Origin of the sequence: Parafrigoribacterium mesophilum (assembly GCF_039652555.1) — a bacterium.
In the GTDB taxonomy this organism is placed as follows: Bacteria; Actinomycetota; Actinomycetes; order Actinomycetales; family Microbacteriaceae; genus Parafrigoribacterium; species Parafrigoribacterium mesophilum.
Genome location: NZ_JBDJAF010000001.1, coordinates 1,577,520 through 1,599,855, shown reverse-complemented (window position 1 = coordinate 1,599,855; position 22,336 = coordinate 1,577,520). Strand labels below are relative to the sequence as shown.

General features: G+C 64.3%; 16 protein-coding genes. 12 read left to right on the top strand and 4 right to left on the bottom strand.

The annotated features are described in order from the left end of the window. Positions 1-126: 126 nt before the first annotated feature. The 3 genes from ABFX56_RS07665 to rhaI all read right to left on the bottom strand — a co-directional run bounded on the left by ABFX56_RS07665 (position 127) and on the right by rhaI (position 4,881). A complete protein-coding gene (locus ABFX56_RS07665; RefSeq protein ID WP_346232659.1) occupies positions 127-1,563 on the bottom strand; it encodes a rhamnulokinase in 1,437 nt (478 codons plus the stop codon). Between the two features lie 88 nt (positions 1,564-1,651). Then, positions 1,652-3,706 (bottom strand): bifunctional aldolase/short-chain dehydrogenase, encoded by a 2,055-nt coding sequence (locus ABFX56_RS07660; RefSeq protein ID WP_346233171.1) that lies wholly within the window; start codon positions 3,704-3,706, stop codon positions 1,652-1,654. Positions 3,707-3,714: 8 nt separating this feature from the next. Next, entirely contained in the window at positions 3,715-4,881 is a 1,167-nt protein-coding gene (gene rhaI, locus ABFX56_RS07655) for an L-rhamnose isomerase (protein ID WP_346232658.1), read from the bottom strand. 193 nt (positions 4,882-5,074) lie between these two features. Between rhaI and ABFX56_RS07650 the strand changes: the two genes are divergently transcribed. The 9 genes from ABFX56_RS07650 to ABFX56_RS07610 all read left to right on the top strand — a co-directional run bounded on the left by ABFX56_RS07650 (position 5,075) and on the right by ABFX56_RS07610 (position 17,249). Further along, positions 5,075-6,094, top strand: coding sequence for a dipeptidase (locus tag ABFX56_RS07650; RefSeq protein WP_346232657.1), 1,020 nt, complete (start codon positions 5,075-5,077; stop codon positions 6,092-6,094). A gap of 117 nt (positions 6,095-6,211) precedes the next feature. Beyond that, positions 6,212-7,459, top strand: a complete 1,248-nt coding sequence (locus ABFX56_RS07645; protein ID WP_346232656.1) for a hypothetical protein — start codon at positions 6,212-6,214, stop codon at positions 7,457-7,459. Continuing rightward, entirely contained in the window at positions 7,456-9,615 is a 2,160-nt protein-coding gene (locus tag ABFX56_RS07640) for an alpha-L-fucosidase (protein ID WP_346232655.1), read from the top strand. Before ABFX56_RS07645 ends, ABFX56_RS07640 begins: the two co-directional genes overlap by 4 nt. A gap of 126 nt (positions 9,616-9,741) precedes the next feature. Beyond that, positions 9,742-11,286, top strand: a complete 1,545-nt coding sequence (locus ABFX56_RS07635; RefSeq protein ID WP_346232654.1) for an ABC transporter substrate-binding protein — start codon at positions 9,742-9,744, stop codon at positions 11,284-11,286. A gap of 96 nt (positions 11,287-11,382) precedes the next feature. Next, positions 11,383-12,324, top strand: a complete 942-nt coding sequence (locus tag ABFX56_RS07630) for an ABC transporter permease (protein ID WP_346232653.1) — start codon at positions 11,383-11,385, stop codon at positions 12,322-12,324. Next, positions 12,321-14,093, top strand: a complete 1,773-nt coding sequence (locus ABFX56_RS07625; RefSeq protein ID WP_346232652.1) for a dipeptide/oligopeptide/nickel ABC transporter permease/ATP-binding protein — start codon at positions 12,321-12,323, stop codon at positions 14,091-14,093. The genes ABFX56_RS07630 and ABFX56_RS07625 overlap by 4 nt, the downstream gene beginning before the upstream one ends. Beyond that, complete coding sequence (locus tag ABFX56_RS07620; RefSeq protein ID WP_346232651.1) at positions 14,090-14,959, top strand: ATP-binding cassette domain-containing protein; 870 nt, start codon at positions 14,090-14,092, stop codon at positions 14,957-14,959. The genes ABFX56_RS07625 and ABFX56_RS07620 overlap by 4 nt, the downstream gene beginning before the upstream one ends. Next, positions 14,952-16,142, top strand: coding sequence for an SGNH/GDSL hydrolase family protein (locus ABFX56_RS07615; RefSeq protein ID WP_346232650.1), 1,191 nt, complete (start codon positions 14,952-14,954; stop codon positions 16,140-16,142). Before ABFX56_RS07620 ends, ABFX56_RS07615 begins: the two co-directional genes overlap by 8 nt. A gap of 99 nt (positions 16,143-16,241) precedes the next feature. After that, on the top strand, positions 16,242-17,249 hold the full coding sequence (locus tag ABFX56_RS07610; RefSeq protein WP_346232649.1) for a LacI family DNA-binding transcriptional regulator: 1,008 nt from the start codon (positions 16,242-16,244) through the stop codon (positions 17,247-17,249). 28 nt (positions 17,250-17,277) lie between these two features. Here ABFX56_RS07610 and ABFX56_RS07605 read toward each other — a convergent pair whose 3' ends face one another. Further along, positions 17,278-19,713 carry a family 78 glycoside hydrolase catalytic domain gene (locus tag ABFX56_RS07605; protein ID WP_346232648.1) on the bottom strand — a complete coding sequence of 812 codons (2,436 nt, stop codon included), beginning with the start codon at positions 19,711-19,713 and terminating at the stop codon, positions 17,278-17,280. A gap of 208 nt (positions 19,714-19,921) precedes the next feature. Here ABFX56_RS07605 and ABFX56_RS07600 point away from each other — a divergent pair, with 208 nt between their 5' ends. From ABFX56_RS07600 to lplAB, 3 genes are read left to right on the top strand one after another with little or no spacing between them, the layout of a single operon-like run. Further along, positions 19,922-20,797, top strand: coding sequence for an alpha/beta hydrolase (locus ABFX56_RS07600; RefSeq protein ID WP_346232647.1), 876 nt, complete (start codon positions 19,922-19,924; stop codon positions 20,795-20,797). Further along, positions 20,794-21,222, top strand: coding sequence for an HIT family protein (locus ABFX56_RS07595; RefSeq protein ID WP_346232646.1), 429 nt, complete (start codon positions 20,794-20,796; stop codon positions 21,220-21,222). The genes ABFX56_RS07600 and ABFX56_RS07595 overlap by 4 nt, the downstream gene beginning before the upstream one ends. A 32-nt stretch (positions 21,223-21,254) precedes the next feature. Continuing rightward, on the top strand, positions 21,255-22,304 hold the full coding sequence (lplAB, locus tag ABFX56_RS07590) for a lipoate-protein ligase LplAB (RefSeq protein ID WP_346232645.1): 1,050 nt from the start codon (positions 21,255-21,257) through the stop codon (positions 22,302-22,304). Positions 22,305-22,336 lie beyond the last annotated feature (32 nt).

The following is a 22,336-nucleotide window of genomic DNA, read 5'->3' as shown; positions in this document are numbered from 1 at the left end:
TCCTCGGTCGCGGTGATGCCGAAAAACCTACACCAGGCGCCTTCCGCTTCCGTAACAGTTCCCGTTCCGGCTAGGTGTGCCCCGCGCAACGGGCACACTCAGCCGCAATGAGAACATTTGCAGAGGTCATTCGTGTGTCGGGCGGTACTCACGTGGCGGGAAGGTCGCGGCCACGAGCGCACGCAGGGACTCAAGGCTTCCCGTGGCCAGTCCCTGCGCTCGCGCCTGGATCAGGATGTTGCCGATCGAGGTGGCCTCGGCGGGGCCGGCGAGGACGGGCAGCCCAGTGCGGTCGGCGGTGAGCTGGCACAGCAGTTCGTTCTGCGAGCCGCCGCCGACCATGTGCACCACCGAAACTGTCTTCCCGGTAAGGTTTACGGCATCCCGCAGTGTGCGGGCGTAAGCGTGAGCGAGGCTGTCCAGGATGCTGCGGACCAGCGCCGCCCGCGAACTCGGGACGGGAAGCCCTTGTTCCAGGCAGAATTCGACTATGCGCGCCGGAATGTCACCTGGTGGCAGGAAGCGCGGATCATCCGGATCGAAGACGACGCCGGAAAGCACCGATGCCTCACGGAGGAGTGCGGGGAGATCGACGTGCTCTCCGCCGGCCTCCCAGGTGCGTACGCTCTCATTGAGCAGCCATAGACCCATGACGTTGTGAAGGTACCGCACGCGGCCGTCGACGCCGCCCTCGTTGGTGAATCCGGCTCGCTGTCCCGCCTCGCTCACCTGCGGCTGGTCCAATTCGACTCCGACCAGGGACCAGGTGCCGCTGGAGATGTATGCGAAGTCGTCGCCGATGGCAGGGACCGCGACGACCGCTGAGGCGGTGTCGTGCGATCCGACCGCGGTCACGCTCAGGTGCGAGCTTGCCCCGATCTCCTGAGCAACTGACCGCAGCACGTGGCCGATCTCGGTACCCGCGTCAATGAGTTCGGGAAAGATCGCTCGCGGTAACCCCAGCCGTTCGATGAGCGCGTCATCCCATTGCCGCGAGTGCACGCCGAGCAACCCTGTGGTTGAGGCATTCGTCCTCTCTGCCGCCTGCCGACCGGTCAGCCACCAGGCGATGAGGTCTGGGATCATCAGAAATTCGTCGGCCGCTTCGAGTGCGCCCGAGGACTGGTCCGCGATGAGTTGAAAGACCGTGTTGAACGGCAGGTGCTGGATGCCGTTTGCCGAATACAGCTCTGTGGCACTAACGCGCGAATGAACCTGATCTATCGCTTCAGGCCTGTGGTCATCCCGGTAGTGGAACGGCTGCGCTAGCAGTCGGCCGTCACGCAACAGGCCGTAGTCGCATCCCCATGAGTCGATTCCGATGCTGGCAAGTTCTGGTGCTTCTCGGAGCGCCAGGGCAAGACCGTCGATCACATGGTCGTACAGCGCCTGGATGTCCCAGTGCAGTCCGTCGAAGGTGCGCACCGGTGTGTTCGGAAACCGGGCGACCTGGAGCACACTCAACTCATTCGGCCCGACCCACCCGAGCATGACCCGTCCGCTGGTCGCGCCGAGATCGATCGCCGCGACCGCGCCGGTCACCACCGGGCGTCCCAGCTGCACTCGGCGGTCACCGATACCTTTCCGGTCGAGCGATGCGTCCGCGGCTGCATGTCTCGTCCGGAACGGTATCGCTCGGGGTCGGGCGCGGTCATCGCAGGAAGGCGGCGGCGACGCCGGCGTCGACCGGGATGTGCAGCCCGGTGGTGTGGTCGAGGTCGCTGGTGCACAGCACGTAGACCGCGTTCGCGACGTTCTCCGGCAGCACTTCGCGCTTCAGGATGGTGCGCTGCGCGTAGTACTCGCCGAGTTTCTCCTCGGGCACCCCGTACACGGCGGCGCGTTTCGCGCCCCACCCGCCGGCGAAGATCCTGGAACCGCGCACCACTCCGTCCGGGTTGATGCCGTTCACCTTGATCCCGTGCTCGCCCAGTTCCGCCGCCAGCAGCCGCACCTGGTGGGCCTGATCGGCCTTGGTGGCCGAGTAGGCGATGTTGTTCGGGCCGGCGAACACCGAGTTCTTCGAGGAGATGTAGATGATGTCGCCGCCGAGCTTCTGATCGATGAGCACCTTCGCGGCGGCTCGGGACACCAGGAACGATCCCTTCGCCATCACGTTGTGCTGCAGGTCCCAGTCCGCCACGGTGGTCTCCAGCAGTGACTTGGACAGCGACAGGCCGGCGTTGTTGACGACCAGGTCCAGCCCGCCGAAGGCCAACACTGCCGCGTTCACCGCGGCGGCGACCTCGGTCTCGCTGGTGATATCCGCCTTCAGGCCGATCGCGACATCCGTGCCGCCGATTTCGGCGGCGGCGGCCTGCGCCGTGACCAGGTCGAGGTCGGCGATCACCACACAGGCGCCCTCTGCGGCCAGCCGGTGGGCGATCGCCTTGCCGATCCCGGAGGCCGCCCCGGTGACCAACGCGATGCGGGTGGCCAACGGTTTCGGCTTCGGCCGCCTGGCCAGCTTCGCCTCCTCGAGCGCCCAGTACTCGATGCGGAACTTCTCCGCCTCATCGATCGGCCGGTAGGTGGAGATCGCCTCGGCCCCGCGCATCACGTTGATCGCGTTCACGTAGAACTCCCCGGCAACCCGAGCGGTCTGCTTGTCGGCTCCGTAGCTGAACATGCCGACACCGGGGATGAGCACGATCGCCGGATCCGCACCGCGCATGGCGGGGACGCTCCCTGAGCGTGTCGAAGGGTCGTGCGCGTTGCGTTCGTAATACGCGCGGTAGTCCGCCCGGTACTGCTCGTGCAGCTCGGTCAGGCGGGCGATCGAGTCCTCGACGCTCGCCTCGGCTGCCAGGTCCAGCACGAGAGGCTTCACCTTGGTGCGCAGGAAGTGGTCCGGGCAGCTGGTGCCCAGAGCCGCCAGGCGTGGATGCTCGGCGTGAGTCAGGAAGTCCAGCACCACCTCCGAATCGGTGAAGTGCCCCACCTGCACCCTGTCGGTGGACACGAGTCCCCGCAAGACAGGTGCCAACGCAGCCGCCTTGGCCAGCCGCTCCGCCTCCGGCAGCGCCTGGTAGCCCTCAAGAACCTGCCCGAACGGAGCGGGACGGCCGTGCTCCTCTATATAGGTCGCCGCCGTGTCGATGATCCACAACGAGTTCGCTTCCGCCGCCTCGCTCGTATCCCCCCAGGCGGTGATTCCGTGTCCGCCGAGGTTGCACCCGATCGCCTCCGGATGCGACGCCTTGATCGCGGCGATGTCCGCCCCGAGCTGCCAGCCGGGCCGGCGCCACGGCACCCACAGCACCTTGTCGCCGAACGCCGCCGCCGTCAGCGCCTCGCCGTCAGCTGCGGTGGCGAACGCGATCCCGGAGTCGGGGTGCAGGTGATCCACGTGAGCGGCATCCACGAGAGCGTGCATCGCCGTGTCGATTGACGGCGCCGCTCCACCCTTGCCGTGCAACACGTAGTCGAACGCGGCGACCATCTCGTCCTCGCGCTCCACGCCGGGGTAGACCTTCGCCAGGCCGCGCAGGCGGTCCAGCCGGAGCACCGCCAACCCGGATTCGGTCAGCGTGCCCAGGTCCCCGCCGGAGCCCTTGACCCACATCAGCTCGACCGTCTCCCCGGTGGCCGGATCGACGTCGGTGCCCTTGGCCGACGTGTTCCCGCCGGCGTAGTTCGTGTTCCGGCGGTCCGCGCCCAGCCGGTTCGACCGGGTGATCAGTTCGGAGACCGTCGGATTGGTCAGCTTGTCAGTCACGCGCCCCACCCCGCCTGCTCGCCGCCGACGCGTTCGTCGGCGATGCACTGCTGGTATCCGGATGCCGCGTATGCGGTCATCGGGTCGCGCGGCAGCCCGCGGCTTTCCCGCCAGTCGGCGAGACTTTCCCGTACGTCGGTGTAGAACGCATCCATCAGCACGCCGTTGGCGGCGAGTACGTCGCCGGTGAGTTGTGCCGCCGAGAGGGCGTCGTGGTCGACAAGCAGGGCGCGCGCTGTCATTTCCTGCACGTTGAGCACCGACCGGATCTGTCCCGGGATCTTCGCCTCGATATTGTGGCACTGGTCGAGCATGAAAGCCACGTCACTGTCGCTACCGTAGGCGCCACCGCGGATCACTTCATAGAGGATGCGGAACAGCTGGAACGGGTCCGCCGCTCCCACGATAAGGTCGTCGTCGGCGTAAAACCGGGAATTGAAGTCAAACGAGCCGAGCTTGCCGAGCCGCAGCAGCTGGGCGACGATGAACTCGATGTTGGTGCCCGGGGCGTGGTGGCCGGTATCCAGGCAGACCATCGCGCGCTCGCCGAGGGCCGCCACCTGCGTGTATGCGGTGCCCCAGTCGGGCACGTCGGTGTGGTAGAAAGCCGGCTCGAAGAATTTGTACTCGAGCACCAGGCGCTGATTCTCACCGATGCGCTCATAGATCCTCGCGAGGGAATCCGCGAGGCGATCCTGGCGGGCCCGGATGTCGTCCTGACCGGGGTAGTTGGTGCCATCGGCGAGCCAGATTTTCAGGTCGCGCGAGCCGGTCTGATTCATCACATCAATGCATTCGAAGTGGTGGTCGATCGCCTTCTGCCGGATGCGCGGATCGGGGTGGGTGACGCTGCCCAGCTTGTAATCGTCGTCCTGGAAGGTATTGGAGTTGATGGTGCCCAGTTTCACCCCGAGGCCCTCGGCGTAGCCCCGCAGTGCGGTGTAGTCGTCGACCTTGTCCCAGGGGATGTGCAGGGCCACGCTCGGCGCCAGTCCGGTCAGTTCGTTCACTTTTGCGGCGTCGGCGATTTTTTCCCGAGGATTGCGCGGGACACCGGCCTGGGCGAACACCTTGAAGCGCGTGCCCGAGTTTCCGAACGCCCACGAGGGCAGCTCGATCTCCTGCTGCCCGAGCAGAGCGAGGATGCTGGATGAGATGTTCACGGGCCGAGCTTCTTTCTCGAGGAGGGACGTGCGTTCGTCAGCGAAGGCGAGGGTTATCGCTTCGTCTCGACGGCGTCAGCCCCAAGGCTGTTTGAATCGTTTCATAAGCCCTTGAAAGTTGCAAGGTCCAGGCTCGAGATATCGCTAGGGTAAGGCCCATGAGCAAGGGCATGGACGCTATAGGGGAACCATCGTGAGCGCTGAGCGCGGCCTTCCACACCGGCGCATCGTCTTCGACTCGCACGCTCACGGTACCCAGCTGTTGCCGCGGCCGGTCGCCGCGTTGAACCGCCTACTTCGTCCGGGGCAGCCGCGCGACACCGGCTTCGGCACGCTGCGCACGACTGAGGTCGACGGAATTGTCGTGTCAGCGGTGGGGGACAAGCTCGTCACCCAGTTCCGGTGGCCAGCATCCGCATGGAGGGCGGTGTTGGACCAGTTCGCGATGATCCGTCGCGAGGCGAAGGCCGGCGGATGCGCACTCGTTGCGACTTCCGCCGAAATCATGCTCGCCATGGAACACCGCCGCACCGCGGTGGTCCTCGGGCTGGAAGGCGCGGATACCCTTGCCGGCGATCTTCGACGGTTGAACGTGCTCCACGATCTAGGGGTTCGCGTCGTGGGCGTCATGCACTTCTCCGACAACCCGTTCGGCACGATCTGCATGGGCTTCACTGGCGCAACGTCCGGCACCGAGGTGGCTGCTGGCAGGAAACGCGGCCTCACCGAACTCGGCGGCGAACTCGTGGACAACCTCAACGCGAAGGACATGCTTATCGATGTCAGCCACGCAGATGAGGAAACCGTGCTGGGCATGTGCGAACGCTCAAGTCGCCCGGTAATCAGTTCCCACACGGGGGCACGAGCGCTTGATGATTTCCCCCGCTACCTGTCAGACCGGGCGATGGTCGCTATCGCGGCAACCGGCGGGGTAGTCGGACTCTGGCCATATCGCGGTCAGGGGCACGGCATGGAAACCTTCGACCACTTCGCTTCCCACGCCAGACACATTGCTAGCCTCGTCGGCGTCGCACACGTGGCCATCGGCACCGACATGAACGGCGTCCCAGGGCTCACCAAAGGCTATGAGGGTCCACAGCACATCTCGCGGCTCGTCGACGCTCTTGAGCACGGCGGATTCTCTGACGCGGACATCGACGCGATCATGGGCGGGAACGTGATGCGGTTGTTGACGCGTCATGATCGCCGATGATAGCGTCGCTGACCAACTGGCTCACAGGAACCTCCAAACCTTGAGCGCACGAGTGCTTGGCAATGTCGCTCTCGCATAATTCAGCCGGAAACAATGCCTTACCGGAAAGGGAAGGCAATGATCGGTCAGCCATACGACAACGTCACATCCGCAGCATCAGCGATGGATCGAGCGCTGGATGCCGGCGGTGGAATTATCCGCCTGGCTCCCGCCTGGGTGCCCAGGGCCTTCTGCACACCAGGTCGCCGGATCCGGCTGCACCCGGACGATTACTTTCCCTTCGAACAGACACGCGGCGGCATCGACGAGCGCTGGCTGGCATCGGCCGTCCGCGCCGACAACGGTCCGCTGACCGGACCCCACGAAGGATTGAGCCTGGCCGTTGACCCAGAAGGAGTCCTCATCCCGTTCGACGACTTCGTCGACCATCACAGGGGCGAACTCATCGGGGACGCGATGTGGGCCGAGCACCGCGCGTGGCCGATGTACTCGAAGTTCTTCGACAACCAGCAGGCCCTCCCGTTCCACGTCCATCACCGCGATCACCACGCCGCACTCGTGGACAAGCCCGGCAAGCCAGAGGCGTATTACTACTCACCTCAGATGAACAACCATCTCGGCGATCAGCCGATCTCCTTCCTTGGTCTCCAGCCGGAAGTCACGCGGGAGCAGGTCAAGGAACGCTTGATGCGATTCGGCGACGGCGGCGACAATCGCATTACCGATCTGGCCAGGGGGTATCGCACCCAGCTCGGAACCGGGTGGGATATCCCGGGCGGTGTGCTTCACGCCCCGGCGAGCGCGTGCACGTATGAACCGCAGGTGGCGTGCGACGTGTTCTGCATGTGCGAGTCCTGGAGCAACAATCGGGAGGTTCCGGAGGAGTTGTTGTGGAAGGACGTCCCAACAGATCGGCACGGCGACTTCGACTTCATCATCGAACTTCTGGACTGGGAGAAGAACATCGACCCGAATTTCGTCGGCAATCGCTTCATGGCGCCGTACGCTACCGCCCAGTCCACATCCGACGGCCATGCCCATTACGCCGAAAAGTGGATCGTTTACCGGTCCTCACGTTTCAGCGCGAAAGAGCTGACCGTGAGGCCCGGCCACACCGTGACGATAACGGACCGGGCGGCCTACGGGACGATCGTCGTGCAGGGTCACGGAACTATGGGGAGCCACGATATTGCTGCCGCCACACTCATCCGGTACGGCCAACTCAGCCAAGATGAATTCTTCGTCTGTGACAGTGCTGCACGGGCGGGGGTGTCCATTTCCAACCGCAGCACAACCGATGACCTCGTCATCCTCAAACACTTCGGCCCGGGGAATGAAGAACTCGGTCTGAGTGCCGGGACATGAATCGGTACCTGGCATCGCGGCGGCGACTGCTGCTGGACATGCACATTCCGGACTGGGATGAAGGGTTTCTCGCCCGCTACGACCCGGCCGAGCTCGCGCGGCTTTACCAGCGCTGTGGTGCGGGCGGTGCTCTCCTGTATTGCAAGTCTCACCTGGGGCTGAGCTACTGGCCCTCGCCGGTCGGCGGCATACACCGGGCCGCGCGCAATCGCGACCTGGTGGGGGAGACGAAGGCAGCACTCGAGAGCGCCGGGATCGGCGTTGCCGCGTACCACAGTGTCATCTTCGACAATTGGGCGGCCGAGAACCACCCACACTGGCGGGTTGTGCCGGCAACTCGTGAGCTCGGATACGACTGGGCACTACTAGGCCCGAGGTATGGCACCTTATGTCCGAACCGGCGCGAATACGTCGAATACGAGAAACGACAGATCACCGCCCTGCTCGATCGGTATGACTTCGAAACGCTGTGGATCGACATGGCATTCTGGACCGCGATCTGTGTGTGCGACGCGTGCTCAGACCGGTACCGGGCGGAGTGCGGTTCCCAGATCCCCCGAAGTGTCGACTGGGGCAGTGCTGACTGGGCGAGGTTCCAATCTGCGCGCCAGCGCTGGATAGCGGGGTTCACCGAAGAACTTCTGACGACGGCACGCGCGGCGCGACCCGGGATAGCGGTCACCCACAACTTGGCGCCCGGATTACGGGATTGGTTCCGGGGGCAACGCAGCGAGGACGCGCGTCTCGACGACTTCGTCGCGGGAGATCTCTACGGTGGTTTCGACGAACAGGTCTTCGTGCTTGCACTGATGCGCGCCCTGCGTCCGGGCGTGCTCCCGGAATTCATGACAACACGGACAAGAAACCTGTTTAATCACTCAACCACCAAGAGCGAGCACGAGATGCTGATCCAGGCGCTCGCCGCGGTCGCGGCGGATACCGCCTTCTTGTTCATCGACGCCGTGGAACCATCCGGCCGACTCAACGAAACCGTCTATGAGCGGATCCGGAGAATCTTCGCAGCAACGAGTGCCTTCGACTCGGAACTAGGCGGGACCCCGATCACCGACGTCGCGGTGTATTACTCCGACGACTCTCGGATCGACGAGACGGATAGTGGAAGCCCGATCGGCGCATCCCACGGCGCCGGCACCTCCCGCCACCAGGACGCGGTGATGGGGGCCGTGCGCGCACTCCGTCGTGGTCACATCCCGTTCTCGGTGGCCACCCGCCTCGACAACGACCGCCTGGGAAGCTTCCCCGTCGTGGTGGTTCCCGATGCGCGTCGGCTGTCCCGGGAGGACGTCACGGCGCTGCGCAGCTACGTCGGTGCCGGCGGGCGACTCTACGCCAGCGGTCGCACATCGCTCCTGTACAACGATGGGACGGTGCCGCCCGATTTCGCCCTCGGCGACGTCTTCGGATGCCGCCTCGTAGGCACCGAGCCGGGTCTGGTTGCCTACGTGCGCCCGGAGACTCCCGAGCTTCGCGCCGCGGCGCAGCCGGAGGCCTGCCTACCAATCGGACAACGTCGCGTGTCAGCGGCCGGATCCGGAACTGTGCTGAATCTGCCGCGCATCACCGCCGCAGCGGGCGCGCGCGTTGTCGCCAGACTCACGCTTCCGTACGGCTACCCAGCGGACGGCTCACTGGGGGCTCACGACTTCGCCAGCATCCATTCCTCACCACCGTGGGAGGACACCGAGAACCCATCGATCGTTGTCAACGACTTTGGCGCGGGCCGTGCGGTGTACTCAAGCGCGGTTCTTGAGGCAGAAGGCAGTGGGGAGCACGAGGCGTCATTCCGAAGCCTGCTTCTGACCGAATTGGGCCTCGTGCCCCGGTTGACCGCCCGCGCCCACCCGGATGTCTGGCTCACCGGCTTCGGGCAGCCGGAGCGAAGCCGCATCGTCGTGAACGCCCTTCGTCTCGTCGAGGAGCCGCCAGAGTCAGTCGTGTCTGTCACGGTCCACCTGCGAATTCCTGAGGGGCTCGAAGTTTCGGGAGTGCACCAGGTCGGGTCTGGTCACGCGTGTGACTGGGGCATGGAGGGTGGTGTCGCAAGGATTGAGATTCCGCTCGAGGTATTCACGATGGTCGTTGTTGGTCTGACCAACGGGGATTCGTCGCCTCGAGCGATCGATTCGCCACAGTAGGGCCGGGCTTGAGCGGCGGCACTCTCGACAAGCGGATGGCAACCGTGTATCCTAAGTCGACCAGCAGATTGAAACGATTCATATTCTGATATCCCTGTACAACGCCGTAGAGAGAAAGAGGCAAGTATGAAACACCGCACCAGAATTGTGACGGCGCTCGCAGTCGTCGCGATCACGTCCACTGCCCTTGCCGGCTGTGGTGCGCCAAGCGAACCTGCGCCCGCTGCCGAAAAGACGCTCACACTCGCGGTGTCGTCGGACAGCCTGTGGGGCTTTGTGCGTCCCGACATCGGAACGCAGGTGCATCAGTCCGCCGCATACTGGATGCCGCTGTATGACACTCTCGTGAAAATCACCCCCGACCTGGAGATACTGCCGAACCTCGCAACAGACTGGGCATACAACGACGACCACACAACGCTCACACTGAAGCTCCGCGATGACGTCAAGTTCACCGACGGCACCACGCTGGATGCGGCCGCAGTCGTGGCGAACCTTCTCGCGTTCCGAGACGGCGGCGGCGGCGAAGCCACCCAAGCCGCAAGCGCAATGGCCGACGCCACGGCCAAGGATCCGACGACGGTCGTGATCACCTTCAAACGTCCCGATCCCAGTCTGCTGCCGGCCCTGGCTGCCACCTCCGGTGCCGTTTTCGCCCCTTCCGGCATCCAGAACGCCAACAAGGACAAGTCAGTCGTGCCCATCGGCTCCGGCCCGTACGTGCTCGACGAGAAGAACACCACCCCCGGCTCCGTTTACACCTACGTTCGCAACAAGGACTACTGGGACGCCAAGGCATACCCCTTCGACAAACTCGTGTTGCGCCCAATGGCGGATGTCGCGGCGCGGATGAACGCACTGAAGGCAGGCGAGGTCGACGGTGCATCGGTTCCGGCGGCGAACGCCGCTGACATCGAGGCCGGCGGATTCACGCTCAACAAAGGCATCGCCAACTGGGCCGGCCTGCACCTCCTGGATCGTCAAGGAGCGGTTGTTCCAGCCCTCGCCGACGTGCGCGTGCGCCAGGCGATCAACATGGTCTTCGACAGAGAAGCGATCGTCAAGAACCTGTATCAGGGGTATGGCGTGGTCAACAACCAGGCCTTCCGCGAAAGCAGCGCGGCGTACGTCCCCGGTGTGAAGGCCAAGTACCCGTACGACGTCGACGGCGCCAAGAAGCTCATGGCGGCGGCCGGTTACGCGGACGGATTCGACATGTCGATCCCCGCCATCATCGGAAACCACGACGCGGTCATGCCGATCATCAAGCAACAACTCGGCAAGATCGGCATCCGGTTGACTGTGGTGCCCTACCAGCTCGGCGATTACTTCAAGGAGATCTTCGCCAAGAAGTTTGGCATCGCCTTCGTTTCGCTCCCAAGCTTCGACGACTGGCGTGATGTCAAGGGCATGGTGACTCCGACCGCCTTGTGGAACGTCTTCAAGAACCAGGCCCCAGAACTCGACAAGCTCATCACCACGGCGAGCATGACCGAGGGCGCCGAGCAGGAGACGGCGTTCAAGGGCATCGGCACCTACCTGATGGACAACGCCTGGTACGCCCCGTGGGCGACACCGTCCACCCTGTTCGCCACCAGCGACGCGATCACCGCGAAGCTCAGCCCCGGGCAGATCGAACCGCTCATCTGGGACATCAAGCCGGCCAAGTAAACGCTCGGATGCGGGGAACCGCATTCAGCGCGGCGCGGTGTGCCGCCTGAAATTGTCAGGTGGCACACCGCTCGTCAAAAGCTCTAGGAAATCTCAATGCTCGTATTCCTCGCCCGACGGATAGCGGCAGGCATCGTGCTCATCGCCGTAGTCGCCGCCGTGACCTTCACGCTCGTCTACGGCGACGGCGATCGAGTGGCCCGGCTCATCCTGGGGCCGAACGCGACCCAGGAGGAGGTCTACAACCGCGCAGAACAGCTGGGGCTCCACGAGTCGCTTCCGGTTCAGTTCTTCGGCTGGTTCGGCAACATGCTGCGTGGCGATTTGGGACACTCGTTCAGCGACAGCAGGTCGGTATTCGAGACGCTGACGCTGCGAATTCCGGTCACCCTGACGCTGGTGTGCTTCACACTCCTCCTCACCCTGATTTTTGCCGTCGTGATCGGTCTGCTCAGCGCCTACAAAGGAGGCTGGATCGACTCCTCGCTTCGGATCTTTGGGGTTTTCGGGTTCGCGACACCACATTTCCTCATTGCGATTGTTCTGATCGTGATCTTCTCGCTCAACCTCCATTTACTTCCGGCAACAGGCTATGTCCCACCGGGCAGGTCGCTGGAGAAATGGATAACGTCGCTCATCCTTCCCGTCACGGCGCTGGCGGTCGGCACCATCGCCTCCGCGTCCCAGCAGGTGCGGGGCGCGGTGCGCGACGTGATGCGCGAGGACTACATCCGCACGCTGCGCAGCCGTGGTATTCCGACCTCGGCGATCTACCTGCGCCACGCGCTGAAGAACGCGAGCGCCCCCGGCCTCACAATCCTTGCGCTGCAGTTCATCGGCCTGCTCGGCGGCGCGGTGGTGATCGAGCGCGTGTTTGCGCTGCCTGGGCTGGGGACCCTCATCATCGATGCTGCGCTCAAGTCGGATATCCCGGTGATCATGGGCACCGTGCTCTTCACCGTTGTGGCGGTGGTCGTAGTCAACATTGTCGTGGACCTCACCATCATGTGGGCCAACCCGAAAGCGAATAGCCGATGAGCGCCGAACTGGGCCTCCCGCCGACGGTTGACGTCAGGACCTTCGCCCGCGTCGGAACGATGCGACGCCTCGTCGTGATGCCGACGGTTATCATTGCCACACTGATCCTTCTCACCGCGCTGTTCTTCGCATTCTTCGGGGCGACACTGGCCCCGTTTGATCCGAACTACACGGTGCTCGAATTTGTCAACATCACTCCCTTCCAGTCCGACTTCATCCTCGGCGGGGACCGCGCCGGCCGGGATATCCTGAGCCGGCTCATGTTCTCCACCGCGAACACGATCGGTGGTGCGGCAATCGCCGTGGCGGTGGCCACGGCGCTGGGCGTGAGCACAGGGCTGATAGCCGGGTACTACGGTCGAGTGATCGATGCCGTCGGCGCCTGGCTCTCCAACCTGCTCCAGTCGGTCCCCGGCATTATCGTCCTGATTGCCTTCTACGTGGTCGCCGGCCCCTCGACGGTCCTGAGCATGATCGTCGTGGGGTTCCTGTTCACGCCGGTGTACTTCCGGCTGGTCCGTAACGTCGTCATCTCCGTCAAGAACGAGCTTTACGTCGACGCGGCGAAAGTATCGGGGCTCTCCGATTCCCGCATCATCGGCAAGCACGTGCTCGTTGTCGTGCGTGCACCCATCATCATCGAGATGGCCTACGTTGCCGGATTCGCGCTGGTGATCCAGGCCAGTCTGGAGTTCATCGGACTCGGCAGTCCCGAGAGCCCCACCTGGGGAGGGATGCTTCAGGATTCGTTCAACGCGCTGTACATTTCTCCGCTGGCGATCCTGTGGCCCGCCCTGGCCATCGTGCTCACGGTGCTCGCCTTCGTTCTGCTCAGCAATGCCGTGCGCGACACGCTGGGAAACCCGCGCAGCCATCGTGCGCGCCGGGTCAGTTCCCGTGGGGAAGACCCGGCGCGGTCCGCCCTGCCGGGAAACTCCCGCGCCTTCCTCACCGTCGAGAACCTCTCGATCGGATACCCGTTGTCCTCGAGCGAGGTGCGGACGGTCGTCAACAACGTCGGGCTGCAGGTCGACCGAGGCGAGGTAGTCGGACTCGTCGGCGAGAGCGGTTCTGGCAAGTCACAGACCGCGTTCGCCATACTCGGGCTCCTCCCCGACGAGGCCATCGTTTCCTCCGGCCGGATCACCGTTGGCGGGCGCCCGGTGCTCGGGCTCTCCCAGGCGCAGTTGAACACCCTGCGCGGCACGACGATCGCGTACGTTCCGCAGGAGCCGATGTCAAACCTCGATCCGGCCTTCACCGTTGGCCAGCAATTCGGCTTCGCCATGCGCAAGAAACTCGGGCTCACCAAGGCTGAGACCCGTCAGCGTGGGCTCGCCCTGCTCGCGCGCGTGAACATCAACCAACCGGAGCGCGTGTACAACTTCTACCCGCACCAGCTGTCGGGCGGCATGGCGCAGCGAGTGCTCATCGCGATCGCGGTGTCGTGTGATCCGGAGTTGCTCATTGCCGATGAACCGACAACCGCGCTCGACGTCACCGTGCAGGCTGAGGTCCTCGATCTGCTGCGCGACCTTCAGCAGGAGCGGTCGATGGCTATGGTGCTCGTGACGCACAATTTCGGAGTCGTTGCCGATATCTGCGACCGGGTTGCGGTGATGAGGGACGGAGAGATTGTGGAGACCGGCGAGACTCGGGCCCTCATGGGCGCGCCGAAACATCCCTACACTCAGTTGCTGCTGTCCTCGGTGCTGGATCATGCTCCGATTCGTGCGCCTCTGGCGACCCGGGCGGAGGAAACGAGATGAGCCGCGAACACGACGTACTGCTGAGTGTCCACGACCTTGAGGTGGAGTACCGAGCACGCGGATGGCGCCGTCCTGCCAATCGCGTACTGCACGGCATCTCATTACAGATCCGTGCCGGGGAGACGCTGGGCCTCGTCGGCGAGTCGGGGTCGGGTAAGACGACGCTCGGACGCAGCATTCTCGGCCTCGTGCCCGTCGCCTCCGGCCGGATTGTGTACGACGGCCGCAACATCACGCGCGTTTCCCGAAAGCAGCGACGCGGTCTGGCCAAGGAAATCCAGGTGGTGTTCCAGGATCCCTATTCCTCACTCAACCCAGCGCTTCTCGTCTCCGACATCCTCTCCGAGCCGCTTCGAGCCGCAGGAATTGGCCGCAGCGAGGCACGGATCCGCATCCGCGAACTCCTCGATCGGGTCGGGTTGCCCTCCGACGCGTCGCAGCGGTTCCCCAGCGAGTTCTCCGGCGGGCAACGCCAGCGCATCGCCATCGCGCGCGCCCTCGCGCTCGAGCCGCGCCTCATCGTGTGCGATGAGCCGGTGAGCGCGCTGGACCTCTCGACCCAGGCGCGTGTGCTCGACCTGCTTGTAGAGATTCAAGAACGCACCGGTGTCGCGTTGCTCGTGATCACTCATGACCTATCGGTAGTACGCGCGGTCTGCCATCGAGTGGCGGTGATGTACCAGGGGGTGATCGTCGAGCAAGGCGATACCGCCGAGATCATCAACGCCCCGACGCACAATTACACGAAGAAGCTCCTGCTTGCCGCTCCTGTCTCGGATCCCGACGAGCAGCGCAAGCGCAGGCAAGCCCGTCGCCTCCTGAGCGAGAACTTGTTGCGCAACGCGGAGGACGCCGTCAATGCGTGATTCGGACGGGATCCCTAGCACCGTCAGCAAACTGTGGCCGGTAATCGGGGTGGGAGACGGATACGTCACGGTTCTCGGGGCCGATCATGCGGAACAGACGCCTCGCGGGCTGGTGTTTCATCGGCTTCCGAAGCACGCACTCCGGCGCATTCATACGGAGTTCTTCCGGGTTGTTGAGGCTCAGCCCTCCGGAGTCCGGCTCGCCCTGTGGTCTCGTGCGACTCAAATCGAACTCGTCGTCTCGACGACCGCATTGACGTTGTTCCCGGACGAGCCCGTGCGCTCCTACGGCCAATTCGACCTTGTGGTCGACGGCACGCTCCACTCCGAGTTCCTTGTTCGCACTGGCGGCTTGCGCACTGCCGACATCGTGACCAACACGTCAACGGTTGCCTCAGCAGCCCCCGTGACTGTCCTCTTCAGCGGGCTCACCGACCGCGACAAGTTCCTCGAAATCTGGCTGCCCCATGACGTCGAGGTCGTAGTTCAGTCTCTGCGTGCCGACGCTCCTCTTGCGGCGTTCCAGGACACCCGCCGCACCTGGCTGCACTATGGCAGCTCGATCAGCCACGGGATGAATGCCCAGCGCCCCACCGGAACCTGGCCGGCGGTCGCCGCGGTCGCCGCCGGTGTGAACCTCACAAATTTAGGCTTCAGCGGGAACGCGATGCTCGACCCGTTTGTCGCAACGGCAATCCGGGACCATGGCGTCGACGTGATCTCTCTCAAGATAGGGATCAACATCGTCAATCACGACGGCTTCCGCGCGCGCACGTTTGTTCCGGCGGTGAACTCGTTTCTCGACACCGTCCGGGAGCGGCACCCCGAGACGCCGATCTGGGTGATCTCGTCCGTCCTGTGTCCGATCGTCGAAGACCGCCCGGGGCCGACAACTGTCGTTGGTGAGCCGGGCGCCCGGCATGCGACGACTTCGGGGCTGCCTGAGGACATCGTGCGCGGCCGACTGAGTCTCTCGCTCACCCGCGACCTTCTTGAACAAATCGTCGCTTCGCGGTCCGTGGACGATCCGAACCTCCACTACCTGGACGGTCGTGAACTCTACGGTCGCCGGGAGTTCCTGTCGATGCCCATGCGGGACGGGCTGCATCCGGACCCGGAGGCGCAGCGCCACATCGGGCTGCGTTTCGCCGAACTCGTCTTCGGTGTGGCTCAAGGCGCGTGAAGCCGCGACGGCGAGCGCGGTTAGCGCTCTGGCACAAACGTTCTATTCTTGGTTGAAAGCTTTCAGTGATGGAGTCCACGGAACCGTGAAGGAATCGGCATGGCGGTGAGCATCCGTGAGGTGGCTGCCGCGGCATCCGTTTCGGTCGGCACGGTTTCGAACGTTCTCAATCGCCCTGAGATCGTCTCGCCGGCTACCGTCGCACAGGTCCAAGCGGCGATCTCCCGTCTGGGCTTCATCCGTAACGAGGCCGCCCGACAGTTGAGGGCGGGGAAGAGCCGCAGCATCGGCATGCTCGTGCTCGATATCGGAAACCCCTTTTTCACTGATGTCGCCCGCGGCGCCGAAGACCGTGCCGCCGCTGCCGGGATGACGTTGCTTCTGGGCAACAGCGATACGAACTCTCACAGAGAGCTGAGCTACCTCGAACTGTTCGAGGAGCAACGGGTGCACGGACTCCTCGTCACACCGGTCGGTGACGACCTGACTTTCCTCGACAGGATCAGGAATTATGGCACTCCAGTGGTGCTCGTGGACCGCGCGACCGATCGCAAGGACCTTTCCTCGGTTTCGGTCGACGATGTCGCAGGAGGCTTCCTCGCGGCACAGCATTTGCTGAACACCGGTCGCCGCCGACTGGCGTTCGTCGGCGGTCCCGGCTCCATCCGTCAGGTCGCCGACCGTCTTGCTGGTGCCCGCAAGGCCGTGGCCGGTCAGCCGGACGCAACGCTGGAGTACGTTTTCGTCCAGTCGATGTCGGTGGTCCAGGGTCGCGTGGTCGGAACAGCGATCGGCTCGAGAGAGCTAACCGATCGTCCGGACGCAGTGTTCGCCGCAAACGACCTTCTGGCGATCGGCGTGCTTCAGGGTCTTGTCATGCACGGCAACATCCGAGTGCCAGAGGATATCGCTCTCATCGGCTACGACGACATCGATTTCGCGAGCGCCGCCGTAGTGCCGTTGTCATCGATCCGCCAGCCGAGTACGCACATGGGCTACGTCGGTGTTGACCTCCTCATGCGCGAAGCCGCAGACGGTCCGGGCTTCCAGCACGAGCACCTCGTTCTTCAGCCCGAGCTTGTCGTGCGCGGTTCAACGGTCGCCTAGCGGGAGCCTCGCCGCCTCCAACGTCGAACTACGGATGGGGCCACGCAACCACGGAGGTTCCGGCCGGAAGCTCCTCCACCGCTCCGTCCGGTCGGACAAGGGTCACCGGTTTCGGTGAGGTGACGGACAGCGACCCATCCGCGACGGCCACCCGGATGGGCCCATGTGGCGACGGGGCAGCCGCATCGAGGCGGTGAAGCGCTCCGAGCATGGGCGCGACCCGCACATTCTCGTAACCGGGCGAGCCAGGCGTGATCCCTGCGACATACCGGATGAGATCCCGTGCCGGAGTTGCGGACCAGCCGTGGGCGTAGGACTGGCCGCGCCAGACTTCGCGCAGCGCGCTCGGTCCGGATTCGAGCATCGCGTCCCAATCGTGCAGGAGCCCCGCCAGCGCATCCGCTCGGCCCATCGCCGCGATCGCGTCATGCACGATGTAGCGAAAGAACGGCTGGGCGGCCACCAGTTCCCGCTCGATGTCCCAGTTCGGCTGCTGACGAAGCGCCAGCACCCTCCGGAAGAAGGTCGAAGGCTCGGCGGCCGGCATTCTCGATGCGGCATCGACAACGCGCTCACGATCGAGCAGTATTTCCGCGATGCGCGGCCACCGGGACTCGGGCACGAGTCCACCGGTCACAGCTGCCGAGTTGGCGTGTTCGGAGAGTCGTCGACTTCGCTTGTCCTCCAGCAGTGAATCGACATAGATTTCCCGTTGCGGGTCCCAGAACCGCTCGAAGCCGTACCTGAGCCGCTGGTGTGCGGCACGGGCCCAGGCCGATCGTCCGCTGTCACCGAGCCAATCGGCGATTTCTGCGAAGTCGAGCAGGGCTCTTCCCCACAGCCCGTTGAGCGACGCGACCGCGCCGTCGACCTCGGTGGGCGCCCAGTCGATGAGCACCCAACCGGTGATGTCGTGCAGTAGCCCGTCGTCGCCCTGAAATGGCTCGAACCATCGCAGCGCTGATTCGAAGACCGGGAGAAGCCGGGAGACGAGCGCGCGATCACCGGTGTACCGATAGATATTGTGCACTGATCGAGTCCAATGCAGCGTCGCGTCGGGGATTGTCACCAGATCGCGACTGGCGAAGTCAGCTGCGGCAGCCATCGGAAGCAGTCCATCGCTTCGCGGCGCCGCGAGAAGTTGCACGTTGTGGATCGCCAACGACCAGTCCGGGTTACAGGTCAGGTCGACGGACTGGTGGATCACCGAATCCCCGACCCAGGCTCGCTGCTCGCGCGTTGGGCAATCCATATACGCATCCCGGGAGCAGAGATCGACGGTTCGGACGGCCACAGAGTAAAGCCGGTTCAGCCCGACGTCGTCGGAGTCGAAGCCGGATCCTGGCGGCCTTGGCCTTGTGCGCTCGATCACGCTCAAGTCTGTGACCGTGGGCTCGCCATCGAGCGCGGCCACCAGGGCGTACCGGCCGCCCATGGATTCGAGACTTTCGTAGACGTCGTGCGTTCCCCGGGCGGTGTACTCGAGGTAGTTCGCCGAGTCGAGAGCATATGATGCCAGTGTTTCGACGAGCGTTACACCGACACGATCGTTCTCGTGTGCCGCGACGGTGAATGAGAGGGTGCCGGACACGATCGCGCCGAAATCGATCACGAGCGTCTCGTCACGCGTGACGTTTGATGGCAGTGCTGGTTGCCGGGACGTCGCGGGTCCCTGTTCGATCGGAACCGACGACAGCGTTGCACGCAATGTCCCGATCGCGTCGTCCGACCTGGTGGCCGATGGGATGCGCCAGGCAGAGCGCGGCCTGCGAATGGAGGGGACCGGTGGCGTGAGCGGATTCGCCAGCAATTTTCCGAACGGTTCGGAGGGTGGCTTACTGGATGAGACGCGGCCCAACTGGTGCGTCGTCAGCAGGCTCGCTGACTCCCAGGACGAGTCGTCAAAGTCCGCGCTGGTCCACTCGGCGTCGGAGTGCCGGGCGTCGAAAATCTCTGGGATCTGTGGCGACAGTTCGTTGTGCGGACGTCGCCGTTGCCACACTGAACTATCGCGCGTGCGCCACGTGGCGTCCGTGACGATAGTGCCTTCGCCAAGCGAAGCTTGGAGCAGGAGACCGCCAGCGCCTGCGGCGCCGGTCATCGGTGTCGGCTCCCACCAACTCGTCGCAAAGCCGTAGTACCGCACGAGGACCGCGAAGGTGTTCTCGCCCTCGTTGAGGTAACGGCGGACGTCCGTGTGATCGTAGTAGAGGCGCCTCGCGGACGAACGAATCGGTCCGCGGAGTACCTGATGGCCGTTGACGAAGAGAATGTGGCGCGAGTTGGACGTGAGCCAAACGGGTGCCGCGGCAGGGATCTCGGTGAGGCTGAACCGCCGACGGAAGAGTACCTTCCTGTCGTAGTCGTCTGCGGGAGGCAGTCCTCCGAATCGTGAAGCTCTGGCGTGAGGCAGTTTCTCCCCGCACCAGATCCATTCTGCCCGCCAGGGAGACTCGGAAGACATCGCACCTCATCCACGACTAAGGGACGGACTGTGAATCGTTTCAACAGGAAGATTATCGGGATCACTGTCGCGGGTCAACATCAGTGCCTCTTGTTCTCGCTGTGTCAGAGGCAGCAGCATGTCCGCTCCTTCGCAACCGGAGGCTCCAGCCGCTGGCCGCATCCCGCATAAACTACTGCTGCGAGCAATGCTGCGGCAAGGAGAGTCAGTGGTCGAGTTCACCCCCGTGCGGCACGACGATACGTTCGTCGATGCGCAGGGCGTCACCGTGCACTACTACTCCTGGAAGGCGGCCAGTCCGCGCGGCGTCATCCAACTGGTACACGGGCTCGGCGAGTACGCGGCACGGCATCAGCCACTCATCGAACGTCTCGTGACGGCTGGCTACACGGTGTACGCCGACGACCACCGCGGGCACGGGAAGACCGGTCTCGGGCAGTGGGGTGAGGCTGACCGCCTCGGCAAGCTCGGCCCAGGCGGGATGCGGGCCGTGGTGCAGGATGCGCGCGAACTCACCGCCATCATCCGGCGTGAGAACCCGGGAATCCCACTCGTTCTGCTCGGGCACAGCTGGGGCTCGTTCCTCGCCCAAATGATGCTCAATCTGGCGCCAGGTGACTATGACGCCGTCATCCTCACCGGCACGGCCTACCGCACGCTTCGACGGATGAACGGCGGCAACCTGAACGCGAGACACCGGCACCTGGGCGCCACCGGCTACGAATGGCTCAGCCGTGATCCGGCCATCGCGCAGGCCGCGCTCGTGGACCCGCTCGTGTTCACCGCCAACGGCCTGAAAACCTTCGGCCTCGCCGACAGCCTGCGCCTGCTCGGCCGGCCGGCCCGGGGACTTCCGCCCCAGCTTCCGATGCTGATCCAGGTCGGTGCCGATGACACGGTGGGCGGCCCGCGCAGTGCCGAGTTGTTGGCCGAGAGCTATCGGCGCCGCGGTGGGATGAGTGACGTCGTACTGATCGTCTACCCGGATGCCCGGCACGAGATCTTCAACGAGACCAATCGCGATGAGGTGATCGCCGACACGATCGGCTGGTTGGCCTCCCGGCTCGGCCCCACGTCAGCATGAGCTCGGTTTTCAGCCAGATCATCGACGGTGAACTGCCGGGACGGTTCGTATGGAAAGACCCTCTCGCGGTCGCATTCCTCACGATCGAGCCACGTCAACCGGGGCACACCTTGGTGGTGCCACGCCAGGAGGTTGACCGCTGGATCGACGTCAGCGAAGAACTCATGTCGCACCTCATGTCGATCGCCCACAAAATCGGCCTGGCCCAACGCGAAGAGTGGAACTCCGACCGGGTTGGCCTCATGATCGAGGGCTACATGGTCCCGCATCTGCACATCCATGTCTGGCCGTCCTGGTCACCGCGTGAGTTCCACCCCGGCGGAATCGACCGCGCCGCCGAACCTGCCGATCTCGACGACGCGGCACGCCGGCTGAGGGCCAGGATGCGCACCCAGGGCAACGGACGCTACGTCCCCGAGCAATAAGCTGGGCTCGAAAGCTGACAGGAAGGCACGCAATGCACGGCGAGTACAAGGTTCCCGGCGGCAAACTCGTGGTCGTCGACCTCGATGTCGCTGACGGCGTGATTGCGAACTTTCAGTTGGCCGGGGACTTCTTCCTGGAGCCTGACAGTGCCCTGGAATCGATCAACCGGGCGGTGAACGGCCTGCCGGAAGAGAGCGAGTCCACCCAGATTGCCGCCGCCGTGAACGCTGCATTGCCGGCCGGTGCGCTGCTGCTGGGCTTTTCCCCGGAGGGAGTCGCCGTCGCGATCCGCCGCGCCCTGTCCCGGGCGACGAGTTGGACCGACTACCAGTGGCAACTCATCCACGGCACGCCGTATCCACCAGTGGTACAAATGGCTCTGGATCAGGTGCTGTCCGAGGAAGTCGGCGCCGGCCGCCGCCGGCCGACCCTGCGCATCTGGGAATGGAACGAGCCGGGAGTCGTGATCGGCAGCTTCCAGTCGGTGAAGAACGAAGTCGACATGGACAACGCCCACAAGTACGGCTTTCAGGTTGTCCGCCGGATCAGCGGTGGCGGCGCCATGTTCATGGAAGCCGGCTCCGTCATCACCTATTCGATTTACGCGCCCACCGATTTGGTGCACGGGATGTCGTTCGCCGACTCTTACGCATTCCTGGACGAGTGGGTGATCACCACGTTGAAGTCGCTCGGTATCGACGCGTTCTACCAACCGCTGAACGACATCACCTCTGCCAAGGGCAAGATCGGCGGAGCGGCGCAGAAACGGCTGGGCGCCGGCGCGGTGTTGCACCACGTCACGATGAGTTACGACATGGATGCCGAGAAGATGGTGCAGGTCTTGCGCATCGGCCGCGAGAAGATGAGCGACAAGGGCACCAAGAGCGCGGTGAAACGGGTTGATCCGTTGCGCAGCCAAACCGGCCTGCCGCGGGCGGAGATCATCGCACGGATGGAAGACACCTTCCGCGGTCTGTACGGGCTGCACGACAGCGAGATCACCCCCGCCGAACTGGAACGGGCGCAGCAGCTGGTCGCGGAGAAGTTCAGCACCGCCGAATGGCTGCACCGGGTTCCCTGAACCGCACAGTGGCCTCCACTAGTGCACAAATT

Excerpts from the sequence above, each read along its gene's own strand:
- ABFX56_RS07645 (WP_346232656.1), top strand. The coding sequence starts at position 6,212 with ATGATCGGTCAGCCATACGACAACGTCACATCCGCAGCATCAGCGATG.
- ABFX56_RS07640 (WP_346232655.1), top strand. The coding sequence starts at position 7,456 with ATGAATCGGTACCTGGCATCGCGGCGGCGACTGCTGCTGGACATGCAC.
- ABFX56_RS07635 (WP_346232654.1), top strand. The coding sequence starts at position 9,742 with ATGAAACACCGCACCAGAATTGTGACGGCGCTCGCAGTCGTCGCGATC.
- ABFX56_RS07630 (WP_346232653.1), top strand. The coding sequence starts at position 11,383 with ATGCTCGTATTCCTCGCCCGACGGATAGCGGCAGGCATCGTGCTCATC.
- ABFX56_RS07625 (WP_346232652.1), top strand. The coding sequence starts at position 12,321 with ATGAGCGCCGAACTGGGCCTCCCGCCGACGGTTGACGTCAGGACCTTC.
- ABFX56_RS07620 (WP_346232651.1), top strand. The coding sequence starts at position 14,090 with ATGAGCCGCGAACACGACGTACTGCTGAGTGTCCACGACCTTGAGGTG.
- ABFX56_RS07615 (WP_346232650.1), top strand. The coding sequence starts at position 14,952 with ATGCGTGATTCGGACGGGATCCCTAGCACCGTCAGCAAACTGTGGCCG.
- ABFX56_RS07610 (WP_346232649.1), top strand. The coding sequence starts at position 16,242 with ATGGCGGTGAGCATCCGTGAGGTGGCTGCCGCGGCATCCGTTTCGGTC.
- ABFX56_RS07605 (WP_346232648.1), bottom strand. The coding sequence starts at position 19,713 with ATGTCTTCCGAGTCTCCCTGGCGGGCAGAATGGATCTGGTGCGGGGAG.
- ABFX56_RS07595 (WP_346232646.1), top strand. The coding sequence starts at position 20,794 with ATGAGCTCGGTTTTCAGCCAGATCATCGACGGTGAACTGCCGGGACGG.
- lplAB (WP_346232645.1), top strand. The coding sequence starts at position 21,255 with ATGCACGGCGAGTACAAGGTTCCCGGCGGCAAACTCGTGGTCGTCGAC.